General features: G+C 63.0%; 20 protein-coding genes and 1 pseudogene. 10 read left to right on the forward strand and 11 right to left on the reverse strand.

Going from position 1 to position 20,766, the window contains the following annotated elements:
* Positions 1-43: 43 nt before the first annotated feature.
* Positions 44-442, reverse strand: a pseudogene (locus tag H0O21_RS13580) (ATP-dependent zinc protease); the annotation flags it as partial.
* Between the two features lie 82 nt (positions 443-524).
* Between H0O21_RS13580 and H0O21_RS00095 the strand changes: the two are divergent.
* Positions 525-1,703, forward strand: a complete 1,179-nt coding sequence (locus H0O21_RS00095) for an aminotransferase class V-fold PLP-dependent enzyme (RefSeq protein WP_185189988.1) — start codon at positions 525-527, stop codon at positions 1,701-1,703.
* Between the two features lie 18 nt (positions 1,704-1,721).
* Positions 1,722-2,609: a TSUP family transporter gene (locus H0O21_RS00100; RefSeq protein ID WP_255441048.1), complete on the forward strand. Its 888-nt coding sequence runs from the start codon at positions 1,722-1,724 to the stop codon at positions 2,607-2,609.
* Between the two features lie 29 nt (positions 2,610-2,638).
* Here H0O21_RS00100 and H0O21_RS00105 read toward each other — a convergent pair whose 3' ends face one another.
* The 3 genes from H0O21_RS00105 to yidD are packed head-to-tail and all read right to left on the reverse strand — an operon-like array spanning position 2,639 to position 4,745.
* The gene (locus H0O21_RS00105) at positions 2,639-4,150 is read right to left on the reverse strand and encodes a UDP-N-acetylmuramoyl-L-alanyl-D-glutamate--2,6-diaminopimelate ligase (RefSeq protein ID WP_185189989.1); all 1,512 of its coding nucleotides are present in this window, start codon (positions 4,148-4,150) and stop codon (positions 2,639-2,641) included.
* A gap of 27 nt (positions 4,151-4,177) precedes the next feature.
* Positions 4,178-4,498, reverse strand: coding sequence for a glutaredoxin family protein (locus H0O21_RS00110; RefSeq protein WP_185189990.1), 321 nt, complete (start codon positions 4,496-4,498; stop codon positions 4,178-4,180).
* Complete coding sequence (gene yidD / locus H0O21_RS00115; RefSeq protein WP_185189991.1) at positions 4,479-4,745, reverse strand: membrane protein insertion efficiency factor YidD; 267 nt, start codon at positions 4,743-4,745, stop codon at positions 4,479-4,481. Before yidD ends, H0O21_RS00110 begins: the two co-directional genes overlap by 20 nt.
* A gap of 74 nt (positions 4,746-4,819) precedes the next feature.
* Here yidD and rpsD point away from each other — a divergent pair, with 74 nt between their 5' ends.
* The gene (gene rpsD / locus H0O21_RS00120; protein ID WP_131456100.1) at positions 4,820-5,428 is read left to right on the forward strand and encodes a 30S ribosomal protein S4; all 609 of its coding nucleotides are present in this window, start codon (positions 4,820-4,822) and stop codon (positions 5,426-5,428) included.
* Positions 5,429-5,536: 108 nt separating this feature from the next.
* On the opposite strand, the gene H0O21_RS00125 is transcribed toward rpsD, so the two are convergent.
* Positions 5,537-5,719 (reverse strand): hypothetical protein, encoded by a 183-nt coding sequence (locus H0O21_RS00125; RefSeq protein ID WP_131456098.1) that lies wholly within the window; start codon positions 5,717-5,719, stop codon positions 5,537-5,539.
* A 164-nt stretch (positions 5,720-5,883) separates the two neighbouring features.
* Between H0O21_RS00125 and H0O21_RS00130 the strand changes: the two genes are divergently transcribed.
* The 4 genes from H0O21_RS00130 (at position 5,884) to cysK (ending at position 10,907) form a co-directional block, all read left to right on the forward strand.
* Positions 5,884-7,008: a fatty acid desaturase gene (locus H0O21_RS00130; RefSeq protein ID WP_255441049.1), complete on the forward strand. Its 1,125-nt coding sequence runs from the start codon at positions 5,884-5,886 to the stop codon at positions 7,006-7,008.
* A gap of 109 nt (positions 7,009-7,117) precedes the next feature.
* Positions 7,118-8,275 carry a PLP-dependent aspartate aminotransferase family protein gene (locus tag H0O21_RS00135; protein ID WP_185189992.1) on the forward strand — a complete coding sequence of 386 codons (1,158 nt, stop codon included), beginning with the start codon at positions 7,118-7,120 and terminating at the stop codon, positions 8,273-8,275.
* Positions 8,272-9,819: a PLP-dependent transferase gene (locus H0O21_RS00140; protein ID WP_185189993.1), complete on the forward strand. Its 1,548-nt coding sequence runs from the start codon at positions 8,272-8,274 to the stop codon at positions 9,817-9,819. Before H0O21_RS00135 ends, H0O21_RS00140 begins: the two co-directional genes overlap by 4 nt.
* A 98-nt stretch (positions 9,820-9,917) precedes the next feature.
* Positions 9,918-10,907 (forward strand): cysteine synthase A, encoded by a 990-nt coding sequence (gene cysK / locus H0O21_RS00145; protein WP_131456092.1) that lies wholly within the window; start codon positions 9,918-9,920, stop codon positions 10,905-10,907.
* Between the two features lie 18 nt (positions 10,908-10,925).
* On the opposite strand, the gene queA is transcribed toward cysK, so the two are convergent.
* From queA to lipB, 6 genes are all read right to left on the reverse strand, one after another.
* Positions 10,926-12,041 (reverse strand): tRNA preQ1(34) S-adenosylmethionine ribosyltransferase-isomerase QueA, encoded by a 1,116-nt coding sequence (queA, locus tag H0O21_RS00150; protein WP_185189994.1) that lies wholly within the window; start codon positions 12,039-12,041, stop codon positions 10,926-10,928.
* Positions 12,042-12,070: 29 nt separating this feature from the next.
* Positions 12,071-13,948, reverse strand: coding sequence for an APC family permease (locus H0O21_RS00155; RefSeq protein WP_370523060.1), 1,878 nt, complete (start codon positions 13,946-13,948; stop codon positions 12,071-12,073).
* Between the two features lie 65 nt (positions 13,949-14,013).
* Positions 14,014-15,330, reverse strand: coding sequence for a dihydrolipoamide acetyltransferase family protein (locus H0O21_RS00160; RefSeq protein WP_370523061.1), 1,317 nt, complete (start codon positions 15,328-15,330; stop codon positions 14,014-14,016).
* 89 nt (positions 15,331-15,419) lie between these two features.
* Entirely contained in the window at positions 15,420-15,863 is a 444-nt protein-coding gene (locus tag H0O21_RS00165) for a YlqD family protein (RefSeq protein WP_185189997.1), read from the reverse strand.
* A gap of 66 nt (positions 15,864-15,929) precedes the next feature.
* Positions 15,930-17,918 carry an AMP-binding protein gene (locus H0O21_RS00170; protein WP_185190785.1) on the reverse strand — a complete coding sequence of 663 codons (1,989 nt, stop codon included), beginning with the start codon at positions 17,916-17,918 and terminating at the stop codon, positions 15,930-15,932.
* Positions 17,919-17,938: 20 nt separating this feature from the next.
* Positions 17,939-18,592, reverse strand: a complete 654-nt coding sequence (gene lipB / locus H0O21_RS00175) for a lipoyl(octanoyl) transferase LipB (protein ID WP_255441208.1) — start codon at positions 18,590-18,592, stop codon at positions 17,939-17,941.
* Between the two features lie 57 nt (positions 18,593-18,649).
* Here lipB and hpf point away from each other — a divergent pair, with 57 nt between their 5' ends.
* From hpf to H0O21_RS00190, 3 genes are read left to right on the forward strand one after another with little or no spacing between them, the layout of a single operon-like run.
* Positions 18,650-19,237, forward strand: a complete 588-nt coding sequence (gene hpf / locus H0O21_RS00180; protein ID WP_185189999.1) for a ribosome hibernation-promoting factor, HPF/YfiA family — start codon at positions 18,650-18,652, stop codon at positions 19,235-19,237.
* Between the two features lie 37 nt (positions 19,238-19,274).
* The gene (locus H0O21_RS00185) at positions 19,275-19,985 is read left to right on the forward strand and encodes a 2-deoxyribose-5-phosphate aldolase (protein WP_131456081.1); all 711 of its coding nucleotides are present in this window, start codon (positions 19,275-19,277) and stop codon (positions 19,983-19,985) included.
* Positions 19,975-20,760 carry a DNA repair protein RecO gene (locus tag H0O21_RS00190; protein WP_185190000.1) on the forward strand — a complete coding sequence of 262 codons (786 nt, stop codon included), beginning with the start codon at positions 19,975-19,977 and terminating at the stop codon, positions 20,758-20,760. The genes H0O21_RS00185 and H0O21_RS00190 overlap by 11 nt, the downstream gene beginning before the upstream one ends.
* The last annotated feature ends 6 nt before the right edge of the window (positions 20,761-20,766 follow it).

The raw sequence follows: 20,766 nt of genomic DNA on the forward strand, positions 1-20,766 counted from the left end.
CCTGGTCGTACTGCACCAGGTGATGGCTGCCCTCCGGATCCACCAGCACCCGGCCCACCATCGCTTCACGGCCGAGCAGCATCCGGTACCCCATGGCATCACGATTCGTGAGCGTGAGCTCGATCGGCCAGCTCTGATCACCCAGTTGCAGGGTCTCGCGAATCACATAGCGGGCCTCCACCAGACCGCTGGTGTTCTTCACCCCGCGCTGCTGGAGCACCGGTGCCTCATGGCGGACCACCACCGATCGATCGTTTTGAAGGGGATGCACCTCAAAACTGATCCACTCCTTCCCCTCCCGTTGAAACGGCGTGATGTTGAAGGCATGCAGTGACGAGGTCGCGGCACCGGAATCCACGCGGGCCTTGATCGCCGCTAGCCCGAGGCCTGGCAGACCGCACCACTCCTCACTACCAACGATCACCTTGGCGTTCATCGCCATCAGTGCGAAACACCTCAATCTGATCCCACTGCCAGGCCGCTGATCCAGCGATGATCCAGTTCATACGCTGACGCCTGGAGCGATGCGCAACCACTGCCCCGCCCTCGCCAACAAGACCTACTTCAACTACGGCGGCCAGGGCCCGTTGCCCACACCATCGCTGGAGGCCATCACCAGCTCATGGCAGCAGATTCAAGGACTGGGGCCCTTCACCACCGATGTCTGGCCGTTCATCGGCCGTGAAGTCAACAGCACCAGGGCCCTGCTGGCCGGACTGTGCGGCGTCGCCCCCCATCGCTTGGCCCTGAGCGAGAACGTCACCAGTGGCTGTGTGCTGCCGCTCTGGGGCCTGCCCCTGCAGCCTGGAGAGCGCATCCTGATTGGCGACTGTGAGCACCCTGGAGTGGTGGCCGCCTGCCAAGAGCTGGCGCGGCGTCGGCAACTCCAGGTCGACACCCTGCCGGTGAAACAGCTCCGCGGCGGTGGCGACCAACAGGCGCGAACCGATGCCGACGTGCTCAGTGCCCTCACGGCCAACTTGCATGCGAACACCCGGCTTGTGGTGCTCTCCCACCTGCTTTGGAACACAGGGCAACGGATGCCGATCGCAGCGGTGGCCATGCAGCTCAGCGAGCATCCCAGCCATCCCTACCTACTGGTGGATGCGGCCCAGAGCTTTGGGCAGATCCCAGTCGCCGAAGCCGCTGCTGCCTCCGACATCTACGCCTTCACAGGCCACAAGTGGGCCTGCGGTCCCGAGGGTCTGGGTGGCGTAGCGCTCTCGGAGCGCGTGCTGGCGGAGGCCAGTCCCACCCTGATCGGTTGGCGGAGTCTCAAGGATGAAAGCAGAGCCATCGCCGGAGATCCGGATCCTTTTCACCACGACAGTCGCCGCTTCGAGGTGGCGACGAGCTGCATACCGCTCATGGCAGGCCTCCGCACCTCGCTGGAACTGCTCGAGCGAGAGGGGAGTGCGGAGCAGCGGTTGGCACGGATTCAGGCGCTAAGCAAAAAGCTCTGGCAGCAACTGACGGCACTGTCAGGGGTCTCCCCCCTGCTTGAGGGTCCTCCCCCGGCCGGGTTGGTGAGCTTCCAGCTCGCCGGGACCACCCCTCCAGCCACGACCGTTGAAACCCTTGGCGCCAAAGGGATCTGGATCCGCGATCTGGCCGATCCCACCTGCCTGCGGGCCTGCACCCATGTCGCCACCAGCGAAACCGAGGTCGACCAGCTCATTCACCAACTTGGCACCATTTCGTAACGCAACTAGCACGCAACCGTGTCACATAGCGTTTTCGTGGGCCTTGCGACGCTGCCATCCCTTGTGAATGGTTCAGGCTTGGATGTGCTGCAGGCGTTTCTCACCCAGCCCCTGCCCTGGCTGGCCCTGCTGCTTGCCCTCAGCGCCGCCTTCCTGATGGGGTTCGCCCGCAGCGGCCTCGGCACCGGCGGCTTTGTGGTGTCGCCACTGATGGTGTTCGCCCTCGGCCCCAGCGATGGTCTAGCCGTCGTGGCCGTGCTGATGTTGCCGGCGGCGCTGCTCGGTGTGTGGCAGCACCGCGGCGAAGGCGAGCGACGCCTGTTGCAGCCCCTGGTGCTCGGCATGGTGCTGGGCACGGCCCTGGGCGGACTGGCGCTCTGGGCTCTGGTGTCGGGCGGCGATCTCAACATCGTCCATCGCCGCATGGAGGTGCTGGTGGCCCTGCTCTTGCTGCTTTATGTGGCCCTGGTGGCGGGCCGCAACGTCATCGCCCGCGCCGGTGGTGGCGGTGGACCGGCCGGCCCCACCGGCCTGGTGCTGGTGGGATCGGGGGTGGGCATCAGCCAGACCGTGGCCAATTCCGGCTCACCGCTGCTCACGGTGTTTTTTCTTCGCCATCAGGTTCCACGCAGTCGCTTCGTGGCAGCACAACTGATCGCACTGCTGGTGCAGAACCTTCTCAAGTTGATTCCCCTGATCAGCCTCGGCATCCTCCATCTCGGCAACGCCGGCAGTGCCCTGCTGCTGATCCCGGTCACAGTGATCGGCAATCTGAGCGGCCAGCGCTTTTATCGCGGTGCAAGCGAGCGGTTGTTCTTCCTCTGCTATCAGGTGCTGCTCCTGATCGGCTTTGCCGTGAGCGTGGCCCTGATTGCGGGACGCAGCAGGATCCTGGGCCTGCTCTAGGGCTGCGGGCAGCCCAAAGAATCATCCGATCAACAGCTCAGGCGAGAGCGCAGCGCCTTCTCCGCCTCCTCACGGTCATCGAAATGCACTTTCTCAGTGCCCAGGATCTGATAGTCCTCATGCCCTTTTCCAGCAATCAACACCAGATCGCCCGGTGCCGCCGAAGCCACCGCCCCGGCGATCGCTGCAGCCCGGTCCACCGCCACTACAGGCTCACATCCAACCGGCAGGCCCGCCACCACATCGGTGAGGATCTGCTGGGGGTCCTCGGTGCGTGGGTTATCGGATGTGACCACAACCCGATCCGCCAGCTGGGCGGCAATCGCCGCCATCTGAGGCCGCTTGCCCCGATCGCGGTCGCCCCCACAGCCGAACACGCAGACCAAACGCCCCTGCACAAAAGGACGGCAGGCCTCCAGGGCGTTCTTGAGGCCATCAGGGGTATGGGCGTAATCGACCAGCACGGCAGGTAGCTGATCGGCAGCCGCTAACGGCACCACCACCCGCTCCATGCGCCCCGGCACGCCACGGAAGCTGCTGATGCCCTGCAGCATCATGGGCAAAGGAAGGCCCTGTTGCTGCAACACACCAACGGCCTGCAACAGGTTCATCAGGTTGAACCGCCCGACCAGCGGCGACTGGAACATCCCCTCTCCCCTCGGTGTCAGCAGGCGCCCCTCCACACCGCTGGAACGCATCACCAGATCGGTCATGGTCAACTCAACGTCCTGATCGGGTTCGAGGGAACTGCGCCAGCAGCGCTCACCCAAGCGCTCGGCCAACTGTCGGCCCCAGGGGTCGTCAACGTTCACCACAGCCCGAGCACCCTCATCCAGCAACAGAGGTGCCGCGAACAGGCGCGCCTTGGCCTCGAAATAGGCCTCCATCGATGGGTGATAGTCGAGGTGGTCCTGGGTGAGGTTGGTGAACACAGCCGCAGCGAAGCGGCACCCGGCTACCCGTTGCTGCTCCAGGGCGTGGGAGCTCACTTCCATCGCCGCCACCTGGCTGCCACCAGCCACCGCCTCCGCCAACTGGGCCTGAAGACGATCGGCAAAGGCCGTGGTGTGGGTGGCCGTGATGCTGTGGCCAGGCCAGCGGTTCACCAGGGTGCCGAATAGGGCTGCGGGTCGACCGGCCTCCAGGCTCAAGTGCTCGATCAGATGGGTGGTGGTGGTCTTGCCGTTCGTGCCCGTCACTCCGATCAAGGTCATGCGGCTGGAGGGGTGCTGCCAGAACGCCGCGGCCAATTCACCGATCCAGGTTGCTACCGGCTCGGGCACCACCAGCACAGGATCGTTCTCCCCCGGCGGTTGAGCAGCAGCAGCGGCCGGGCCAATCACCGCAGCCACGGCACCATCGGCGAGGGCCTTAGGCCAGAAACTGCCGCCATCCACCCGAACCCCAGGCAAGCCCAGAAACAGGCTGCCCGCGCCAACACAGCGGGAATCGCAGGTAATCGCCTGAATCGGCGCATTGGCCAGTGACTCCGGCCAGGTCAGGCCGACAGCTCGCAGGAGCGAATGCAGCGTCTGAGACATCGCCGACCCGAAAACGATGGGGCCGTTCTAATCCGATCCAAGCGCCTTGGAGCAGGCCCGTTGCAACCAGTTCAACAGGCCCTCGTCACTCAGTCGCGGGGACACCCTCGGTAGCTCCAGCTGTCTCCCGATGATGACCAGGGTGAGCACAGGCACCTCCAGGTCGAATCGGGCTCGAAGTTCAGGGGAACAATCCGGAGCATCGATATCCACCACCTTCAACGACAAAGGAGGTTGCAAGGCGGACAGATCAAGCGCGCGCAAACGCTCCTCCAGCCCCTCGCACAAACAACAGCCCGTGCGGCTGAAGAGGGTCAGTGTTTGGTGCTCAGTCGGGGACGGGGTCACAACCGCAAGGGGTGAAGGGATGGCAGCGGCTGAGCCGGCGCAAGGTCAGCCATCCGCCTCGCCAGGGACCATGGCGCTGGATCGCCTCCAACCCATAGGCGCTGCAACTGGGAATGAAGCGGCAACGGGGCCCGAGCAACGGCGAGAACCAGCGGCGATAGAAGCCGATCAGGGCCAGCATCAGGCCAGCAAGGAGTTGGTTGCAGAGGGCTGGAATGCCGCCAGATAGAGTATTCGATTCGTGCATGCGGAGCCGCGGTCTGGGCCTTGTGTCCAGCATGACGGTTGAACGGCGCGAATGGTCCCAACAACTCCTTCCCTATGTCTCGATACCGCGGCCCTCGCCTGAGGATCACGCGGCGCTTGGGAGACCTTCCCGGTCTCACCCGGAAGGCCGCAAAGCGGTCCTATCCCCCCGGTCAGCACGGCCAAGCCCGTCGCAAGCGCTCTGAATACGCGATCCGTCTCGAAGAGAAGCAAAAGCTTCGCTTCAACTACGGCGTCTCCGAGCGTCAGCTCGTGCGCTACGTGAAGAAAGCGCGCGCCCAGGAGGGTTCCACTGGAACCAACCTGCTGAAACTGCTCGAGAACCGTCTCGACAATGTCTGCTTCCGCCTCGGCTTCGGCCCCACCGTTCCCGGTGCCCGTCAGCTGGTGAACCATGGGCACGTGACCGTGAACGGTCGCGTCACCGACATCGCCAGCTATCAGTGCAAGCCCGGCGACGTGATCGCCATCCGCGAGCGCAAGTGCAGCAAGCAACTGGCTGAGGGCAACCTGGAGTTCCCTGGCCTGGCCAACGTGCCTCCGCACCTGGAGCTCGACAAGCCCAAGCTCAGCGCCAAGGTGGTGGGCCGCTGCGAGCGCGAATGGGTCGCGCTCGAAATCAACGAACTGCTGGTGGTGGAGTACTACTCCAGAAAGGTCTGACCTTCAGTTACACCGCATGGCTTTTGGGGCAATCCCGAGAGCCTGGTCAAACTCTTGCCCACACGATCGATGGCGGGCAGGAGTTTTTTTTGGCCCGATGCAAAGCAGTCACTCAGCGATTTTTAAAGACTGCTCCAAATGGTTGACCTGTTGTTCCAAGGTCGCTTCACGGCGTTGCAACTCGAGTTCTCGCTCATGAGTTTGCTCATCCATCTGCGCGCGACCACCATTCATCATCTCCGAGTAGGTCAGCGCTCTCGGCTTTCCAGGGAGCGGAGAGGGGTCAACCATTGGCAAAATCCACTAGGGTCAAATCAAATACTGGCGAAACCTCGAAATCTCGCCGCCATACTGAATTTATTTGTACCACTGCTTCCAGCATTCGGCATCACCACTCCTCAAAAAGCAGACCGAACAACTCGCGTCCATACCACTAATCAACGAAAGCAATCCCCTTGACTAACGCCGCCGCCAAAACCCTGTCGACAACTCCGCTGAGGCGCATTGACTTAAACATCAAGCCATACATGAGCAGCGACGACAGAATTGCCGCCTGGCAGATCATTAGCACGATCGCCCCCTTGACCTTATGCTGCATTGCGATTGCCAATGTCACTGAAAAGCTAACAATACTATCGCTCATATTAACACCCATTCTTTTCATTTTTATCATTCTTTTTTTAAGCAGAAGCTTTTCGCTGATGCATGACTGCGGCCATCACAGCTTGTTCAAGGCCAAGGCCTCCAATCGCGTTGCCGCTTTCCTTCTCAGCATTATTCACGCTATGCCCCATCACCCTTGGTCAAGGGGTCACGCATTTCACCACAAACACAATGGCAACTGGAATCGATACAGAGGTCCATCGGCTTTAACGACGCTCCGCGAATACGAGAACAAGAGCAAACACTCTCAATTTGCTTATAAAATGCTTCGTCACCCCTTAACCCTCTTACCTGGGGGCTTTTACTATTTGGTGATCAAGCCAAGAGTTGCATTGCTTCTGGGATTTCTCGAATTGATTGCAAAGGGGGCTATCCATGGGTGCCGTGAATCGTCTAGCGGCAAAGCATTTAACCCTTTTACGTTTATCGACAAACACAAATCAAGCTTTTTCTACACCAGAGAGGAGGTTTACGACACGACCGCCAACACCATATGCGTCTCATTGGCCTGGTGGTGGATCGGAAGCGCAATCGGACATTGGCACTTTTGGATCCTCTACACCTCAATCATGAGCACCAGCGCAGCAATCATGATCGCTGTGTTCTTTGTCCAACACAACTTCCCAGGATCGTATGCGAGTGGCGAAGACAATTGGAGTTACTTCAAAGGCGCTGTCGATGGCTCATCTTTTTTGATCATGCCTCCTGTTCTCAACTGGTTCACCGCTGATATCGCTTACCACCACGTGCATCACCTCTCCGAAAGAATACCAAACTATCGCTTGCGCATGTGCCATCAAGACGAACAGAACAACTTTGACAGCGTTAAGCGACTACGACTTGATCAAGTCTGGGAGTGCTTTTCATTAATCCTTTGGGACAACGAAGCCCTTCGGCTTGTTTCAACGAAACAATAATTCCCACATCTTGCGCACATTGCTCCCCGAAGGCGCGAATAGATAAGTCTTGATTTTTGCTGAGAAAAACAACAATCTCCTAAACTCAACAGCCGATCGAATCCCCCCCTTGCAGCATCCCGCGACCGCACCCGCTGATGCCACCCGGGCCATCCATCACGGTGAGAGCTACGCGGCCGAGACCGGCACGGTGATGCCGCCGATCTACGCCACCTCAACCTTCGCCCACGGCAACCCTGGCGGGTTCGACTACACCCGCTCGGGGAACCCCAACTTCCGCATCCTCGAAGGCGTGCTCGCCTCCATTGAGCAGAGCGCCCACGCCACGGTGTTCGGTTCAGGCGTCAGCGCCATTACCGCCATCGCCTCCACCCTCAGCCAGGGGGATCTGGTGCTCTGCGAAGAGAACCTCTACGGCTGCACCGTGCGCTTGTTTGAACAGGTGTTCGCCAAATTCGGTGTGCGCACGGAATGGGTCGATTTCACTGATTCCCAAGCGCTCACAACGATTGCTGAGCGCCAACCCGCCATGGTCTGGCTGGAGAGCCCTACCAATCCCCTTCTCAAAGTGATTGACCTGGAAGCGGTCTGCAGCGCAGCCCGCAGCGCAGGTGTGCCCGTTGTGGTCGACAACACCTTCGCCACAGCCTTGGTGCAGCGCCCTTTACAGCTGGGTGCCACGCTCTCGCTCACCAGCACCACCAAATACATCAACGGTCACTCCGATGCCTTAGGGGGTGCCGTGTGCACGGATGCCCCTGAATGGCATGGGCGCATGGTGTTTGCCCAGAAAGCCCTGGGCCTGATGCCATCCCCCTTCGACTGTTGGCTGATTACACGGGGCATCAAAACCCTGCCCCTGCGCCTTCGGCATCAGATGGCCAGTGCGGCGACGATCGCTGACCACCTGGCCATGCATCCGGCCGTGAACTGGGTGCGGTATCCCCATCGCAACGATCATCCCCAGCAAGCCGTGGCGCTCCGTCAGATGCGTGGCGGTGGAGCGATCGTGACCATCGGCATCCGAGCAACCCGTGAGCAGGCCTATGCCGTTTGCAAGGCTCTGCGCTGGTTCACCATGGCCGAAAGCCTTGGGGGCGTTGAAAGCCTGATCTGCCACCCCGCCACCATGACCCATGCCGCCGTGGCCGCCGACGTGAAGGAGAAGCTCGGGATCAGTGATGGGCTCGTGCGTCTCTCGATCGGCTGCGAAGATCCAGACGATCTGATCGCCGATCTCGATCAGGCCCTCGCCCTGCTGTCATGAGCCCCCGCGATCTGCAGCGCAATCCCTGCTGGCAGGCCGCGGACCTGGGTCATCCGCTTCCCGATGCCACCCATGCCGTGTCGGTGGCATTGCCCCGCTGGAGGGATGTGGTGGCCTACGAAGACAATGATCCGAATTGCCGGTCGCAGTTGCGGGCGGTCTATCCCCGTTTCGGCTTCCACCCGCTGGTCTCAGAGCTAGCCAGGGCTGCCCTGGATGAGAGCGGTGCCCCACCAACCAGCAGCGCCTGGCCCTATCCAACCCTCGCCGCGGCGGAGGCCGCGCTGGCGCACTGCCTCCGCGAGGCACCCGACGCTCACACAACGATCGCAACAGTGCGCGGACTCGCTTGCCTGATTGCCGACCCTGACAGCACTGCAGCAGCCAAGGCCTTCTGGCAGCACGCCGGCCTCGGGGCCTCCTCCCGATTGGCGGCCATCGCCCTTGGAAAGGAGAGCGCACCCTCCGACAGCGAAGCCAACGCAGCGCTCCAAGCCGTGATCAGCCGCCTGTCGCAGATGTATGGCTGCACCGCCGAGAACATCTCGCTGCATCCTTCTGGCATGGCAGCCCAACACGAAGCGCTGCGACTGGTGAACCACCTGCATCCAGGCCGCCCCTCTCTCCAGATCGGCTTCCCCTACGTGGATGTGCTCAAACAGCCCCAGGTGCTGTTCAACGGTGCAGAGCTGCTGATAGACAGCAGCCCCGCCGTGGTTGAGGCCGCCCTAAAGCGACTCAAGCCGGCAGCACTAGTGGTGGAACTCCCCAGCAACCCGCTGCTGCAATGCGTTGACCTGCCAACGATCGCCAAGCTCGCCCACGCCCGCGCCATCCCTGTGATCGCTGACGACACGATTGGCTCCGGGCTCAACATCGACGCCCTTCCCCATGCCGACCTGGTGTTCAGTTCCCTCACCAAGAGCTTTGCCGGTCGGGGGGATGTGCTCGCGGGCAGCCTGATCGTGAGCCCCTACTCCACGTGGAGGCAGACCTTCCTCTCCAAGCGGTCATCCACTGAGGCTGGCATCCTGGCCGGCCTCGCTGCCGCTGATGCGATCCCCCTCGAGCAAGGCAGCCGCGATCTCAACCAGCGGTTACCCCAGCTCAATGCCAACACGCTTGCCCTGGCCGAACAACTCAAACAGCACCCGGCAGTGGAACGGGTCTTTCACCCGGCTGACTGCGCGAACTTCACCGCCCTGATGCGACCCGATGCCGGGAACATCGCTTCAGCCCCTGGCCATGGCTGTTCCGCCCCTGGCCATGGCTGTTCCGCCCCTGGCCACGGTTGCCTGCTGTCGTTTGAGCTGAAGGGAGGCACCGAGAAAGCCCAGCGGGTCTACGACGCCCTCTCTGTGTGCAAAGGGCCGAGCCTCGGCACGGCCTTCACGCTCTGTTGCCCCTACGTGCTGCTCGCCCACTACGAGGAACTGCCCTGGGCTGCATCCTGCGGCGTGCCCTCCCATCTCCTGCGGGTGTCTGTGGGACTGGAGGACCCTGCAGAACTCTGGCAGCGCTTTAAACAGGCCCTGGAAGCTTGAAGCCCATCCACTCGGAATCTGAACAGGGGCTTAACAGCCGGCCTCATTCCGCCCTGAACTCCCTACATTGCCTTGATTGGGTTTCAGCAACTTTCCCCATGTCTCGCGTTTACGCCGATAACAGCCAGGCCATCGGCAACACTCCCCTGGTGCGCCTGAACCACGTCACCAAGGGCTGCAAGGCCACCGTGCTCGCCAAGGTTGAAGGCCGCAACCCCGCCTACAGCGTGAAGTGCCGCATCGGCGCAAACATGATCTGGGACGCCGAGAAGCGTGGCGTGCTCAGCGAAGGCAAGACCATCGTTGAGCCCACCTCTGGAAACACCGGCATCGCTCTGGCCTTCACGGCGGCAGCCCGCGGCTACAAGCTCATCCTCACGATGCCTGAGTCGATGTCCATCGAACGGCGTCGGGTGATGGCCGTTCTGGGTGCAGACATCATCCTCACCGAGGCCGCCAAGGGCATGGGTGGTGCCATTGCCAAGGCCAAGGAGATCGCCGAGAGCGACCCTGGCAAATATTTCATGCCCGGTCAGTTCGAGAACCCCGCCAACCCCGAGATTCACGAGAAAACCACTGGTCCAGAAATCTGGAACGACTGCGACGGCGCCATCGACGTGCTCGTGGCCGGCGTCGGCACCGGTGGCACGATCACCGGTGTATCGCGCTACATCAAGAATCAGGCTGGCAAGGCGATCGAATCGGTGGCCGTGGAGCCCAGCCACAGCCCTGTGATCACCCAGACCCTGAACGGCGATGAGGTGAAGCCCGGCCCCCACAAGATTCAGGGCATCGGTGCCGGCTTCATCCCCAAAAACCTCGACCTGTCGGTCGTCGACAAGGTGGAGCAGGTCACCAACGAAGAGTCCGTTGAGATGGCCCTGCGCCTCGCCAAGGAAGAAGGTCTGCTGGTGGGCATCTCCTGTGGTGCCGCAGCTGCTGCCGCGATCCGCCTGGCCCAGCAAGATGCCTACGCCGGCAAAACCATCGTCGTGGTGCTGCCCGACCTGGCCGAGCGCTATCTCTCCTCGGTGCTCTTCGCTGATGTGCCCAGCGGGATCATCGAACAGCCCGCAGTGACCGCTTGATCAGCGCCTGAACGCCACTCAGTCTCCGGGGGCTGCTGCCTTCAGCACCGCCTCCGGAGCGATCCACATGGCATCGCCATAGGAATAAAAGCGATAACGCTCCCCAATCGCGGCTTCGTAGAGCTTGAGGAGACGCTCGCGACTGATCAGTGCGCTCACCAGCAAGAGCAGTGAGCTTTTCGGCAAATGGAAGTTGGTGAGCAGCCCCTGCACCACGGCAAAACGAAAGCCCGGCTGAATCACCAGATCCACAGGACCTTTTAAGGGCTGCAGCTGTCCCCCTGCCGCAGCCGCCGCCCCTTCCAGAGCTCGAACGCTGGTGGTCCCCACAGCAATCACCCGTCCACCCCGTGCTCGGCAAGCCTTCACCGCCTCCACCAAGTCGGCCGACACCTCGACCCATTCGCTGTGCAGCGTGAGCTCGCTCAGGTCTTCGGTCTCCACAGGCCGAAAGGTGCCCAGGCCCACGTGGAGCGTCACCGAGGCCAGCGCAATGCCCCGCTCCCGGATCGCTGCCAGCAACGGATCACTGAGATGCAGCCCCGCCGTGGGAGCCGCCACAGCCCCGGGTCGTGCGGCATAACGAGTCTGGTAACGGGTTTGATCCGCCTCGTCGTGCCGGGTGATGTATGGGGGCAGGGGCACCTCTCCATACCGCTCCAACAGGGCTTCGATCGCGATCGCGTCCTCGCAGCCGGCAGGGAATTGCACGATGCGACCGCCACTGGCCTCATCGCTGGCCAGCACCTGCAACGGCAAAGGCTCCTGCTCAAGACCCTCGAGCCACACCTGATCGCCAGGACGCAACTTCTTCGCAGGACGGGCCAGACACAGCCAGCGCCCCTCACCCCGCGGCTCTAGCACCAGCAGCTCCGCCATCCCTCCCCCGGAGCGACGCACCCGCAAGCGGGCCTTCAACACCCGCGTGTCATTCACCACCAGCAGATCACCGGGCTGGAGTTCGTGCTGCCAGTCCCACACCGTCTGATGACGCACCTGTTCGAGCGGAGCATCGATGGATGGCACCATCAGCAACCGCGCTGCATGCCGCGGCTCCACAGGCGACTGAGCAATCCGCTCTTCAGGCAACTGATAGTCGTAGGAACTGAGTTGGAGATCGCGGGGGTCAGACACAGGCACCGGCGCGGCAATGGCCAATCTGCCTAAGCGCGGGCAGGGTCCTGCATCGGCTCCTTCACGTAGTACCTCACGATCGAAAACACCCGACTGCCGTCGGCCGACAGGGCCCGGAACAGGTTCAGGCCTCGCTGATTCAGCAGTGTCATGTCGAGACGGTCGCGAGGAATCGCCACCGGCATCACAACGGTGGTGGTGCGGTCAGGGTGCTGCTGCTCCTCCTGTTCCACGTAGTCGCAGAAGGGATCGATCAGTGAACTAAAGGGGCTGTCGAGCAGCTTGAACTCAAGGGAGCCCGTCTGGGTGCCGGCCCAGCGATCCCACTCGGTACTGAGCCGACCGGGGTCCTCCTCTTCCGCGAGCACCATCACCGCTGTCACCGAGTCGGCAAAGGAGCAGGCATAACGCACGGCCTCAAAGCTCGGCATGGTGAGGCCTGCAATCCAAACAATGCAGTGATGCCCCGTGGGGGTGCTGCGCTCCGGACAGCAGAGGGGTTCCATGCCGGCTCTTGGTGCGATAGCCGCATACACCTCCCGATAACGGCGACGGATCATCGCCAGCCCTGCCACGAGCAGGGGAATCGCAATCACAACCGTCCAGGCCCCCTCATCAAACTTGCTCACCACGATCACCAGCAGCACCAAGAAGGTGGCGAGGGCTCCCAGGGCATTCATCAGCATTCGGCCCTGCCAACCATCACCCCTAAGCCGCCACCAGCGCCGCACCAATCCCAGCTGCGAGAGAGTAAAAGCCGTGAAAACCCCGAGGGCATAGAGATTCACCGCCACGGTGGTGTCTCCCCTGCAGATCAGGATGATGAGGGCGGTGAAGGCCAGAAGCACACCGATGCCGTTCTGATAGACCAGCCGGTCTCCCAGCCAGCTCATCTGCCTCGGAAGGCAACGATCATCGGCAAGCATCGCCGCCAGCCGGGGGAAGCCGGCGAAGGCCGTATTGGCTGCCAGCACGAGAATGAGAAGCGTCGCGATCTGGAGAGCCCAGAACAACACGCTGCCTGCTCCGAACACGCGGATGCCGATCTGGGCCAGCACGGTGACCTTGGGATCGGGGGCGATGCCATACATGAATCCCATGCCACTCACCGCGAGGAACATCAGGGAGAGCAACACCCCCATCACGAGGAGCGTCTTGCGAGCATTCGCCGGAGCAGGCTCCTTGAACACCTTCACGCCATTCGCAATGGCCTCGATCCCGGTCATGGCGGAACAGCCAGAGCTGAAAGCCCGCAGAATCAGAAACAGACCGATGGGTTCAAGCGCCTGCACCGACGGGGGCGCATCCGCTGACCAGCCGTGGTGGAACGTGAGGTCCTTCAGACCCGCGATCGTCAGCAACACCACCATCAACACAAAGGCATAGGTGGGAATCGCGAACACCCGACCGGCCTCCTTCACCCCCCGCAAATTGGCCCAGCCCACCAGCACCAACAGCAGCAGTGACAGCGACACCTCATGGGGAAGCAGAGATGGCGCCAGAGACGACAGCGCCTGGGTTCCCGCCATCAGGCTCACCGCCGCCGTGAGCGTGTAATCAATCAGCAAGGCAGCTGCGGCAACGAGGCCCACATTGCGACCGAGATTGTCGCGAGCCACCACGTAAGAACCGCCACCATCGGGATAAGCGGCGATCGCCTGGCGATAAGAGAGCACCACAATCACGATCAGGGCGATGATTGCCAGGGTGATCGGCACGGACAGCCCGAGGGCAGCACTACCGCCGAGGATCAAGACGCCCAGCGCTGCCTCCGTGGCATAAGCCACCGACGAGAGCGCATCGGAGGAGAGGATGGGCAGGGCCTCGAAGTTGGGCAGCCGCTCACCGACGGCGGCTGCACGGGGTAAAGGTCGACCGAAGAAACGGGACAGAAAACCTGTGGACACGACTAGGACCATTCGGTCCAAGACTGCCAACGTGGCCCGGATCTGGCAGCTCCTGCCCTGATCGCTCAGATCGCGAGGCTTTCCGGCCTGGTCTCGATCAGTTCCGCGAGATCCTTCAGGAAGGCAGCGCCATCAGCGCCGTAGATCACGCGGTGGTCGGCCGTGAGGTTCACCTGCATCTGACGCTTCACGGAAATGGAACCGTCTTTGCCCGCCACCACAGTGGGGCGAGAAGCGGCAACCGCCAGGATCGCGCCGGTGCCAGGGGGAAGAATCGCGTCGAATCGATCGACGCCGAACATGCCCAGATTGGAGAGGGTGAAGGTGCCGGTGCTGTATTCCTCTGGCTGCAGCTGCTTGCTGCGGGAGCGCTTCACCAGGTCAGCCCACTGACGCGACATCTCATAGAGATCGGTGCGGTCGGCTTGGCGCAGCACGGGAGTGATCAATCCACCGTCTTCCATGGCCACCGCCACGGCCACATTCACATCAGCGGGATAGGCCATCCCTGCAGCGGTGGTAGCGGCATTCACCTGGGGGTGACGGGCCAGGGTCACCGCCACAGCCTTGGCCAGCAGGGCCGTCATCGTGACGCCCTTGGGCTTCACCTGCTTGTAGAAGACGTCGAGCTTGTCGGTGGTGATGGTGTACCCCACACGGAAGCAGGGAACCGCCAGGCTCGCTTCCATGTTGCGATTCACCGCCGCCTGAAGCGTGTTGAAGGCAACGGTGTCGCCGGGGGCACCAAAGCTGTTGCCAGCCGGAGCGCTGGGGGCAGCAGCACCGGCACCGGCCACCACAACGGCCGCTGTGGTGCCTTCACCCACCCGCGGGGGGGTGATTGGACGACCAGCAGCCCGCTCCACATCGTCCGCCTGGATCCGGCCATTGGGTCCACTGCCGCGGAGACCAGCGAGATTCACGCCCATCTGGGCCGCCAACTTCTTGGCACGAGGACTGGCCACGAGACGACCGTTGCTGGCCACGGGCGCAGGGGCAGCAGCGACCGGTGTCGCGGGTGCCGCAGGAGCGGGGACAGCAGCAGGTGTGGGTGCTGCGGCAACAGGAGCCGGTGAAGAGGCCGCAGCAGCAGGCTGAGCTGGAGCGGCGGCTGCGCCACCGCCTGATCCTGCCTTGGCTTGAGCCTCGGCGATCTCGGCCTCGGTCTCCACGATCAAACCGATGGTTTCACCAACAGGAGCGGTGCTCCCAGCTGGCATCAGCACCGCCGCCAGGTAACCCTCATTGAAGGATTCAACATCCATGTCGGCCTTGTCGGACTCAACCACGAGCACCGACTCTCCCCGTGCCACCTTGTCGCCGGGCTGTTTGAGCCACTCCACGATCTTGCCCTCCGTCATGGTGGAGCTGAGGGCAGGCATGAAGATGTCGTGGGTCGCCAAAACCGTCTCCAGGTGGGCTGAGTAGGGGGATTTTACGGGCCGACCAGACAGCTGAGCCCAAGAAGGGATCAGTCCTGTTCGATCGACTCGACCACCCCGTCCCGCACGACGACAGCCACCTGCATCTTGCTCACGAGGTTGTCGCCCACCTTGAGCTCGCAGAAGCTTTCGATCTGGCCCTGCTCAACGATTTGCTCCATCTCGAGCTCGCGCACCTGAGCCTGCTGCTGCAGCAGGTTGCGCTTCTGCTCCTCCAGTTCGGCCCGTTTGGCAGCCACCTGTTGCTGCACCTGCGCCACCTGATCCTGCACCCGGGGATCGAGGGGGTTGGCGCTCTGGCGACGGATCTCGTCCACCACCTGCTGCCCCTCCTGCTCCAGCTGGGCCAGCTGCTGATCGGTGGTGGCAATCCCATTGCTCAACTCGCGCTCAGCCTCCTCCTTCCAGGCAGGAGTCACGACGGCACGAACGGTGATGGAACGCTTGATCGAGAGGCTAGTGCCGTCTGACATGGGAGCCATGAGGGAGCGCCAAGCGTCTCAGCCCAACGCCGGAAGGTCAAGACGGATGACCGCCCCTCAACGGCCGTAGATGGCCTCGATCGCCGCGCGATCCCTCTGACTGATGCGATCGCGGCGCTGCTTCAAGGTTTGGGTGAGCAAGCCATTCTCAATCGAGAACGGTTCCACCAGGGCCACCCCCGCCAACCGCTCATCGGCACGGGATCCGACCCGCTGCGCCAGCAATCGATTGAGTTCACCGCGCAGCAGGCGGCGCAGGCTTGCATCACCGGGCCGCCCTCCCAGCTCCTCGCCAAGGGTCAGCCCCTGATCGGAGGCCCAAGCCTGCATGGCCTCAACCCTGGGCACCACCATGGCACCAAGCTGACGCTCGTCCTGACCCACCAGCATCACCTGCTCGATCAAGGGGCTGGCCACCAGCGCCTCCTCCAGGGGGCCTGGCTCGATGTTTTCACCGCTGCTCAGCACGATCGTGTCCTTAGCCCGGCCTGTCAGCACCACCGAGCCATCCGGCAACAACATGCCGAGATCACCGGTGTCAAACCAACCATCGGCATCCAGAACTTTGGCGGTGGCCTCTGGTTTGCCGAGATAGCCCTTCATCACCTGCGGGCCTCGCACCAGCACCAGACCCCGCTGGCGATATCCGAGAGGCTGACGGGTCTCGGGATCCACGATCCGGAATTGCGTCTCCGGCATCGGCAAGCCGGAACTACCGCGGATGTTGCGCCAGGGGCGACGACAGCTCACCACGGGGCTGGTTTCCGTGAGTCCATAACCCACCAGCAGTTCAATCCCAACAGCCTCAAAAAAGGCATCCACGTGGGGAGCGATCGCTCCACCGCCGTTGATCGGGTAGCGCAGTTGGCCGCCACTTAACTGAAGGCGCAGCTTTGGCCAGATCAACTGGGATGCCAAGGCATGGGCCGGCCAGCGGCGTGCCGCCTCAGCAGCGGCGCGCAGTCGATCGCGTTTGCGCTGCGGCTCCAACATCAGATCAAGGCTGCGGCGCCGGGCCAGTCCATAGGCGCTGCTATTCGCCAGGGCTGCCCGCAGCAGGCGCTGACGGGAAGCGGGGAAGGTTTTCAACACATCTTCAAAGCCCGCCTGCACGGCCTCCCAGAGCCTCGGCACCGTGACCATCACCACCGGCTTCACCCGAGGCAGATCCTTCTTCAGCTGCTTGATCGTGGTGTAGGTCTGCGAGCAGGCACAGGAAAAAAAGAAATATTCCGCACTGCGCTCGTAGGCATGCCAGATGGGCAGCACACTCAGCACCGGGTCACTGGCTTCTGGCCTCGCGACACAGGCAAGGCTGCGCATCTGATGCAGCAGGTTGCCGTGACTGAGGGGCACCCCCTTGGGCTGGCCGGTGGTCCCGCTGGTGTACAGGATCGTTGCGATCGTTGCGTCCGCGGTGGCACGGTCTCGCCCTGCCTCAGGATCAGGAGCGGTATGCCCTTCGCCCAGGGCAAGGAAGTGATCAAAAGCGAGCACCCCTTCCGCCGCCTCTCCCTCAAGTTGAAGCACAAAGCGAAGTCGCGCTCGCAACTGGGGCGGGAGGTCAAGGCGCCGCCAGAGGTCGGCGTTCTGAACCACCAAGGCCACCGCCCCGGAATCCTCAAGGATGTAACGGAGTTCCTCCACTGGTGCGGCAGCGCCGCGCACCGCATCAGTGGCCCCGGCCCGCATCAGCCCCTGATCCGCCACCAGCCAGCGGGGGCTGTTCTCCGCAAAGAGCCCCACCACATCGCCGGAGCTGATGCCAAGCGCAGCGAACGCGCTCGCCGCCCGCGCGATTCGTTCGTCCAACTCGCCGTAACTGAAGCGCTCCGGATGAACAGCATGGGGAGCGTCAACCGCCAGCACCCGGCCGTGATGGTGAGCAAGCCAAGGCCAGATCTGATCCACCCGTCCGAGGGCCTGCACATGCTCCTGACGGGCCAGGGCTTGCTGCTCCCGCGCTGTAGGGCTCCAACTGGCTTGAGCGAATGACGACACGGCAAGGACCTGGGATTGCCCAGGGCTATCACCCTGGGGCGCCATCGGCAATGGCAACTTGAAGTTCAAGGACTCAGCCACTCGAGGCCAAACCGCGCCGCCAGGGCCTGGCCCAAGAGGGGCTGCACCTCCTCCACTGTCAAGCCTGGAAGCCAGTCGCTCAGTCGCCCCACCGGACGACCGCTCAACCCGCAGGGCACGACGGCCTCAAAACCTTCGAGATCACAATTCACGTTGAGTGCGAGCCCGTGCTGGGTGATCCAGCGGCGGCAACCAACCCCAATCGCCGCCACCTTGGCGCCGTCCAACCAGACCCCGGTGAGGCCTTCGATCCGCTCACCCTGCAGCTCCAGAAGCTCCAGCACGTCGATCACCACCGCTTCCAACTCACGCAGGTACCAGTGCAGATCAGGCTGATGCCTGCGCAGATCAAGCACTGGATAGGCCACAAGCTGACCGGGCGCATGGTGCGTTACCTCCCCTCCCCGATCGATCCGATGCAGGGGCGCCGGAGGGTGGGAGGGATCAAAGCGCAGATGCTGCTCACTGGCACCACGGCCAAGGGTGTAGCAGAGGGGATGCTGCAGCAACCAAACAGCCTCGGGGTGGGCCGCTCCCGGCTGCGCCAACAGCTGCTCCTGCCAGGAGCGCTGCCAGTTCCAGGCCTCTGAAAATGACACAGGCGAAGCAGGCTCAAAAAGAAATGCCGCAGCCTGCATTGCCCCCTGGTTTGGCGTCTCTAGGTTGCGGATATCGTCTGGCACCGGAGGGATGCCGTGAAGCTGCTGATCCATGGTCGCAATCTCGAACTGACCCCTGCTCTGCGCGACTACACCCAGTCAAAGCTGGAGCGGGCGGTGCAGCACTACAACGACATGGTCAAGGAAGCGGATGTGCATCTTTCCGTAGCCCGCAACCCGAGAGTTCCCCAGCAAACAGCGGAGGTGACCGTCTTCGCCAACGGCACCGTGATTCGCGCCCAGGAACGCAGCGAAAACCTCTACGCCAGCATTGACCTGGTTGCCAACAAACTCTGCCGACAACTGCGTCGGTTTAAGGAGCGCCACAGCGACCATCACCACAGCCATGGCCATCGCGCCAGCGAGACGCCCCCCACCGATGCGGTGACCAGTGAGGCACCCATCGATGGCTCGCTGCTCGACGGCAAGGAGGCCCAACTCCCTGAGCCCGGGGTGCGTCGCAAATACTTCGCCATGCCACCGATGCGCATGGAGGAAGCCCGCCATCAGCTCGATCTGATCGATCACGACTTCTACTTCTTTCGTGATGCGGAGAGCGGTGAGCTGCAGGTGATCTATCGCCGCAACCACGGTGGCTACGGCGTGATTCAGGCTCGGGACTGATTACGGGCTTCCAGCCCGGCTCCCGCGCCAGGATTCCATGCCACCAGTGCCGCTTCCGACCCGCCGGCAGGATCTGCCTGAACTGGCCCCCCTGATCCACCAGGCCCTGCTGGATCCCCACCTGACGCCCGAACAGCTGCAGGAGGGCTGTGACGCGGCGCGGCAACTTGGGATGGGTGGGCTCTGCACCAGCCTGCGTCATCTGCCAATGCTGCGGGAACGGCTTGGTGCCCCTGGTGCAACCCGACTGATCGCCACCATTGCCTTCCCCTTCGGTGGCCTCCCTAGCGAGCTGAAGCAGGCGGAAGCGGAATGGGCAGCAGAGCAAGGGGCAGACGCCCTGGATGTGGCCCCTGATCTGGCCGCATTAGCGACCGGGGATGGCAATCAGTTCGCAGAGGAGCTTGCCGCCCTGGGCGCGATCGGCCTTCCGATCACGGTGGTGCTCGACCTGAACCGCCTGGCTGACGATCGGCTGGAACTAGCGGTTGAAGCGGCCCTCGATGCCGGAGTCAGCGCCCTACAGAGTGGCCCTGGCTTCGGGCCAGGGGTCACACCAGCCCAGATCCAGCGCCTGCGAGGACTCTGCCGCGCGCGCTGCGGGATCAAAGCCGTGGGCGGTATTCAGCAGCTGGAGACCTGTGCGGCGCTGATCGAAGCCGGTGCAACAGCACTGGGCACAAGCCATGGCCCTCAGTTGCTTCAGGAGCTGCGCCGCCCCTCCTCAGGCGGCTCCCATGGGGACTGAGCGACGCCTCGAGGGTTTAGCGCTGAAGGTGGGCCCCCTCGGAGAACACGATCGACTGCTCACCCTGCTGAGTCGGGAATCGGGAGTGATCCGACTGGCTGTTCCCGGAGCCCGCAGGCCGCGCAGCAGCTTGGCCGCAGCGGTGCCCCTCACCCAACTGGACTTGCAGGTGGTCGGCCAGCGAGGTCTCCCACGGATCCGGCAGTTGCGGGTGCAGCACAGCTTCAGCGCCGTCGGACAGCGGCTGGAAACCCTGGCCGGTGCCCAGGCGCTGGCGGAACTTTGCATCGCCCTGGTGGCCGGTGACGATCCGATGCCAGGACTCCTGGAGATGGTATTGCTGCATCTGGAGCGGCTGGAGCAGTGGAGTCGGCTCTTACCACCCCAACCGAGCCTCGCCCTGGCCGGCACGGTGCAGGCCTGCGTGCACCTGCTTGCCCTCGGCGGCTATGGGCTGCCGCTTCAAAGCTGCTGCCGCAGTGGCTCCGCCCTGATACCACCCATTGGCCAGTGGGACTGGCGCTGCAGCCTTCTGGCGGAGGAAGGCTTTGCCATCGACCGCCAACCGGGGGCCGCGATTCAGCTCAACCCATCGGAACTGGCCCTCCTGCAGCGACTCCCCAGGGCCGAGCTCCCCCACCGACGCGATGGTGAGCTGATGGGACCAGTCGATGTCTGGCTACGCCTGCTCACGGTTGTGGAGTGCTGGATCAGGGCCCATCTGCCCCGGCCGGTCCGTTCCCTCGCCATGGTGCGGGAGGCTGGGCGATCATGACCCGGT

The organism is Synechococcus sp. HK01-R, assembly GCF_014217855.1.
Taxonomy (GTDB): Bacteria; Cyanobacteriota; Cyanobacteriia; order PCC-6307; family Cyanobiaceae; genus Synechococcus_C.

Bases quoted from the DNA above. Each gene is read 5' to 3' on its own strand.
- lipB (WP_255441208.1), bottom strand. From the start codon at position 18,592: ATGCAGGCTGCGGCATTTCTTTTTGAGCCTGCTTCGCCTGTGTCATTT.
- H0O21_RS00185 (WP_131456081.1), top strand. From the start codon at position 19,275: ATGCCACCAGTGCCGCTTCCGACCCGCCGGCAGGATCTGCCTGAACTG.
- H0O21_RS00190 (WP_185190000.1), top strand. From the start codon at position 19,975: ATGGGGACTGAGCGACGCCTCGAGGGTTTAGCGCTGAAGGTGGGCCCC.
- H0O21_RS00170 (WP_185190785.1), bottom strand. From the start codon at position 17,918: ATGGCGCCCCAGGGTGATAGCCCTGGGCAATCCCAGGTCCTTGCCGTG.
- yidD (WP_185189991.1), bottom strand. From the start codon at position 4,745: ATGCACGAATCGAATACTCTATCTGGCGGCATTCCAGCCCTCTGCAAC.
- H0O21_RS00125 (WP_131456098.1), bottom strand. From the start codon at position 5,719: ATGGTTGACCCCTCTCCGCTCCCTGGAAAGCCGAGAGCGCTGACCTAC.
- H0O21_RS00160 (WP_370523061.1), bottom strand. From the start codon at position 15,330: ATGCCTGCCCTCAGCTCCACCATGACGGAGGGCAAGATCGTGGAGTGG.
- rpsD (WP_131456100.1), top strand. From the start codon at position 4,820: ATGTCTCGATACCGCGGCCCTCGCCTGAGGATCACGCGGCGCTTGGGA.
- H0O21_RS00165 (WP_185189997.1), bottom strand. From the start codon at position 15,863: ATGTCAGACGGCACTAGCCTCTCGATCAAGCGTTCCATCACCGTTCGT.
- H0O21_RS00095 (WP_185189988.1), top strand. From the start codon at position 525: ATGCGCAACCACTGCCCCGCCCTCGCCAACAAGACCTACTTCAACTAC.
- H0O21_RS00140 (WP_185189993.1), top strand. From the start codon at position 8,272: ATGAGCCCCCGCGATCTGCAGCGCAATCCCTGCTGGCAGGCCGCGGAC.
- H0O21_RS00105 (WP_185189989.1), bottom strand. From the start codon at position 4,150: ATGTCTCAGACGCTGCATTCGCTCCTGCGAGCTGTCGGCCTGACCTGG.
- cysK (WP_131456092.1), top strand. From the start codon at position 9,918: ATGTCTCGCGTTTACGCCGATAACAGCCAGGCCATCGGCAACACTCCC.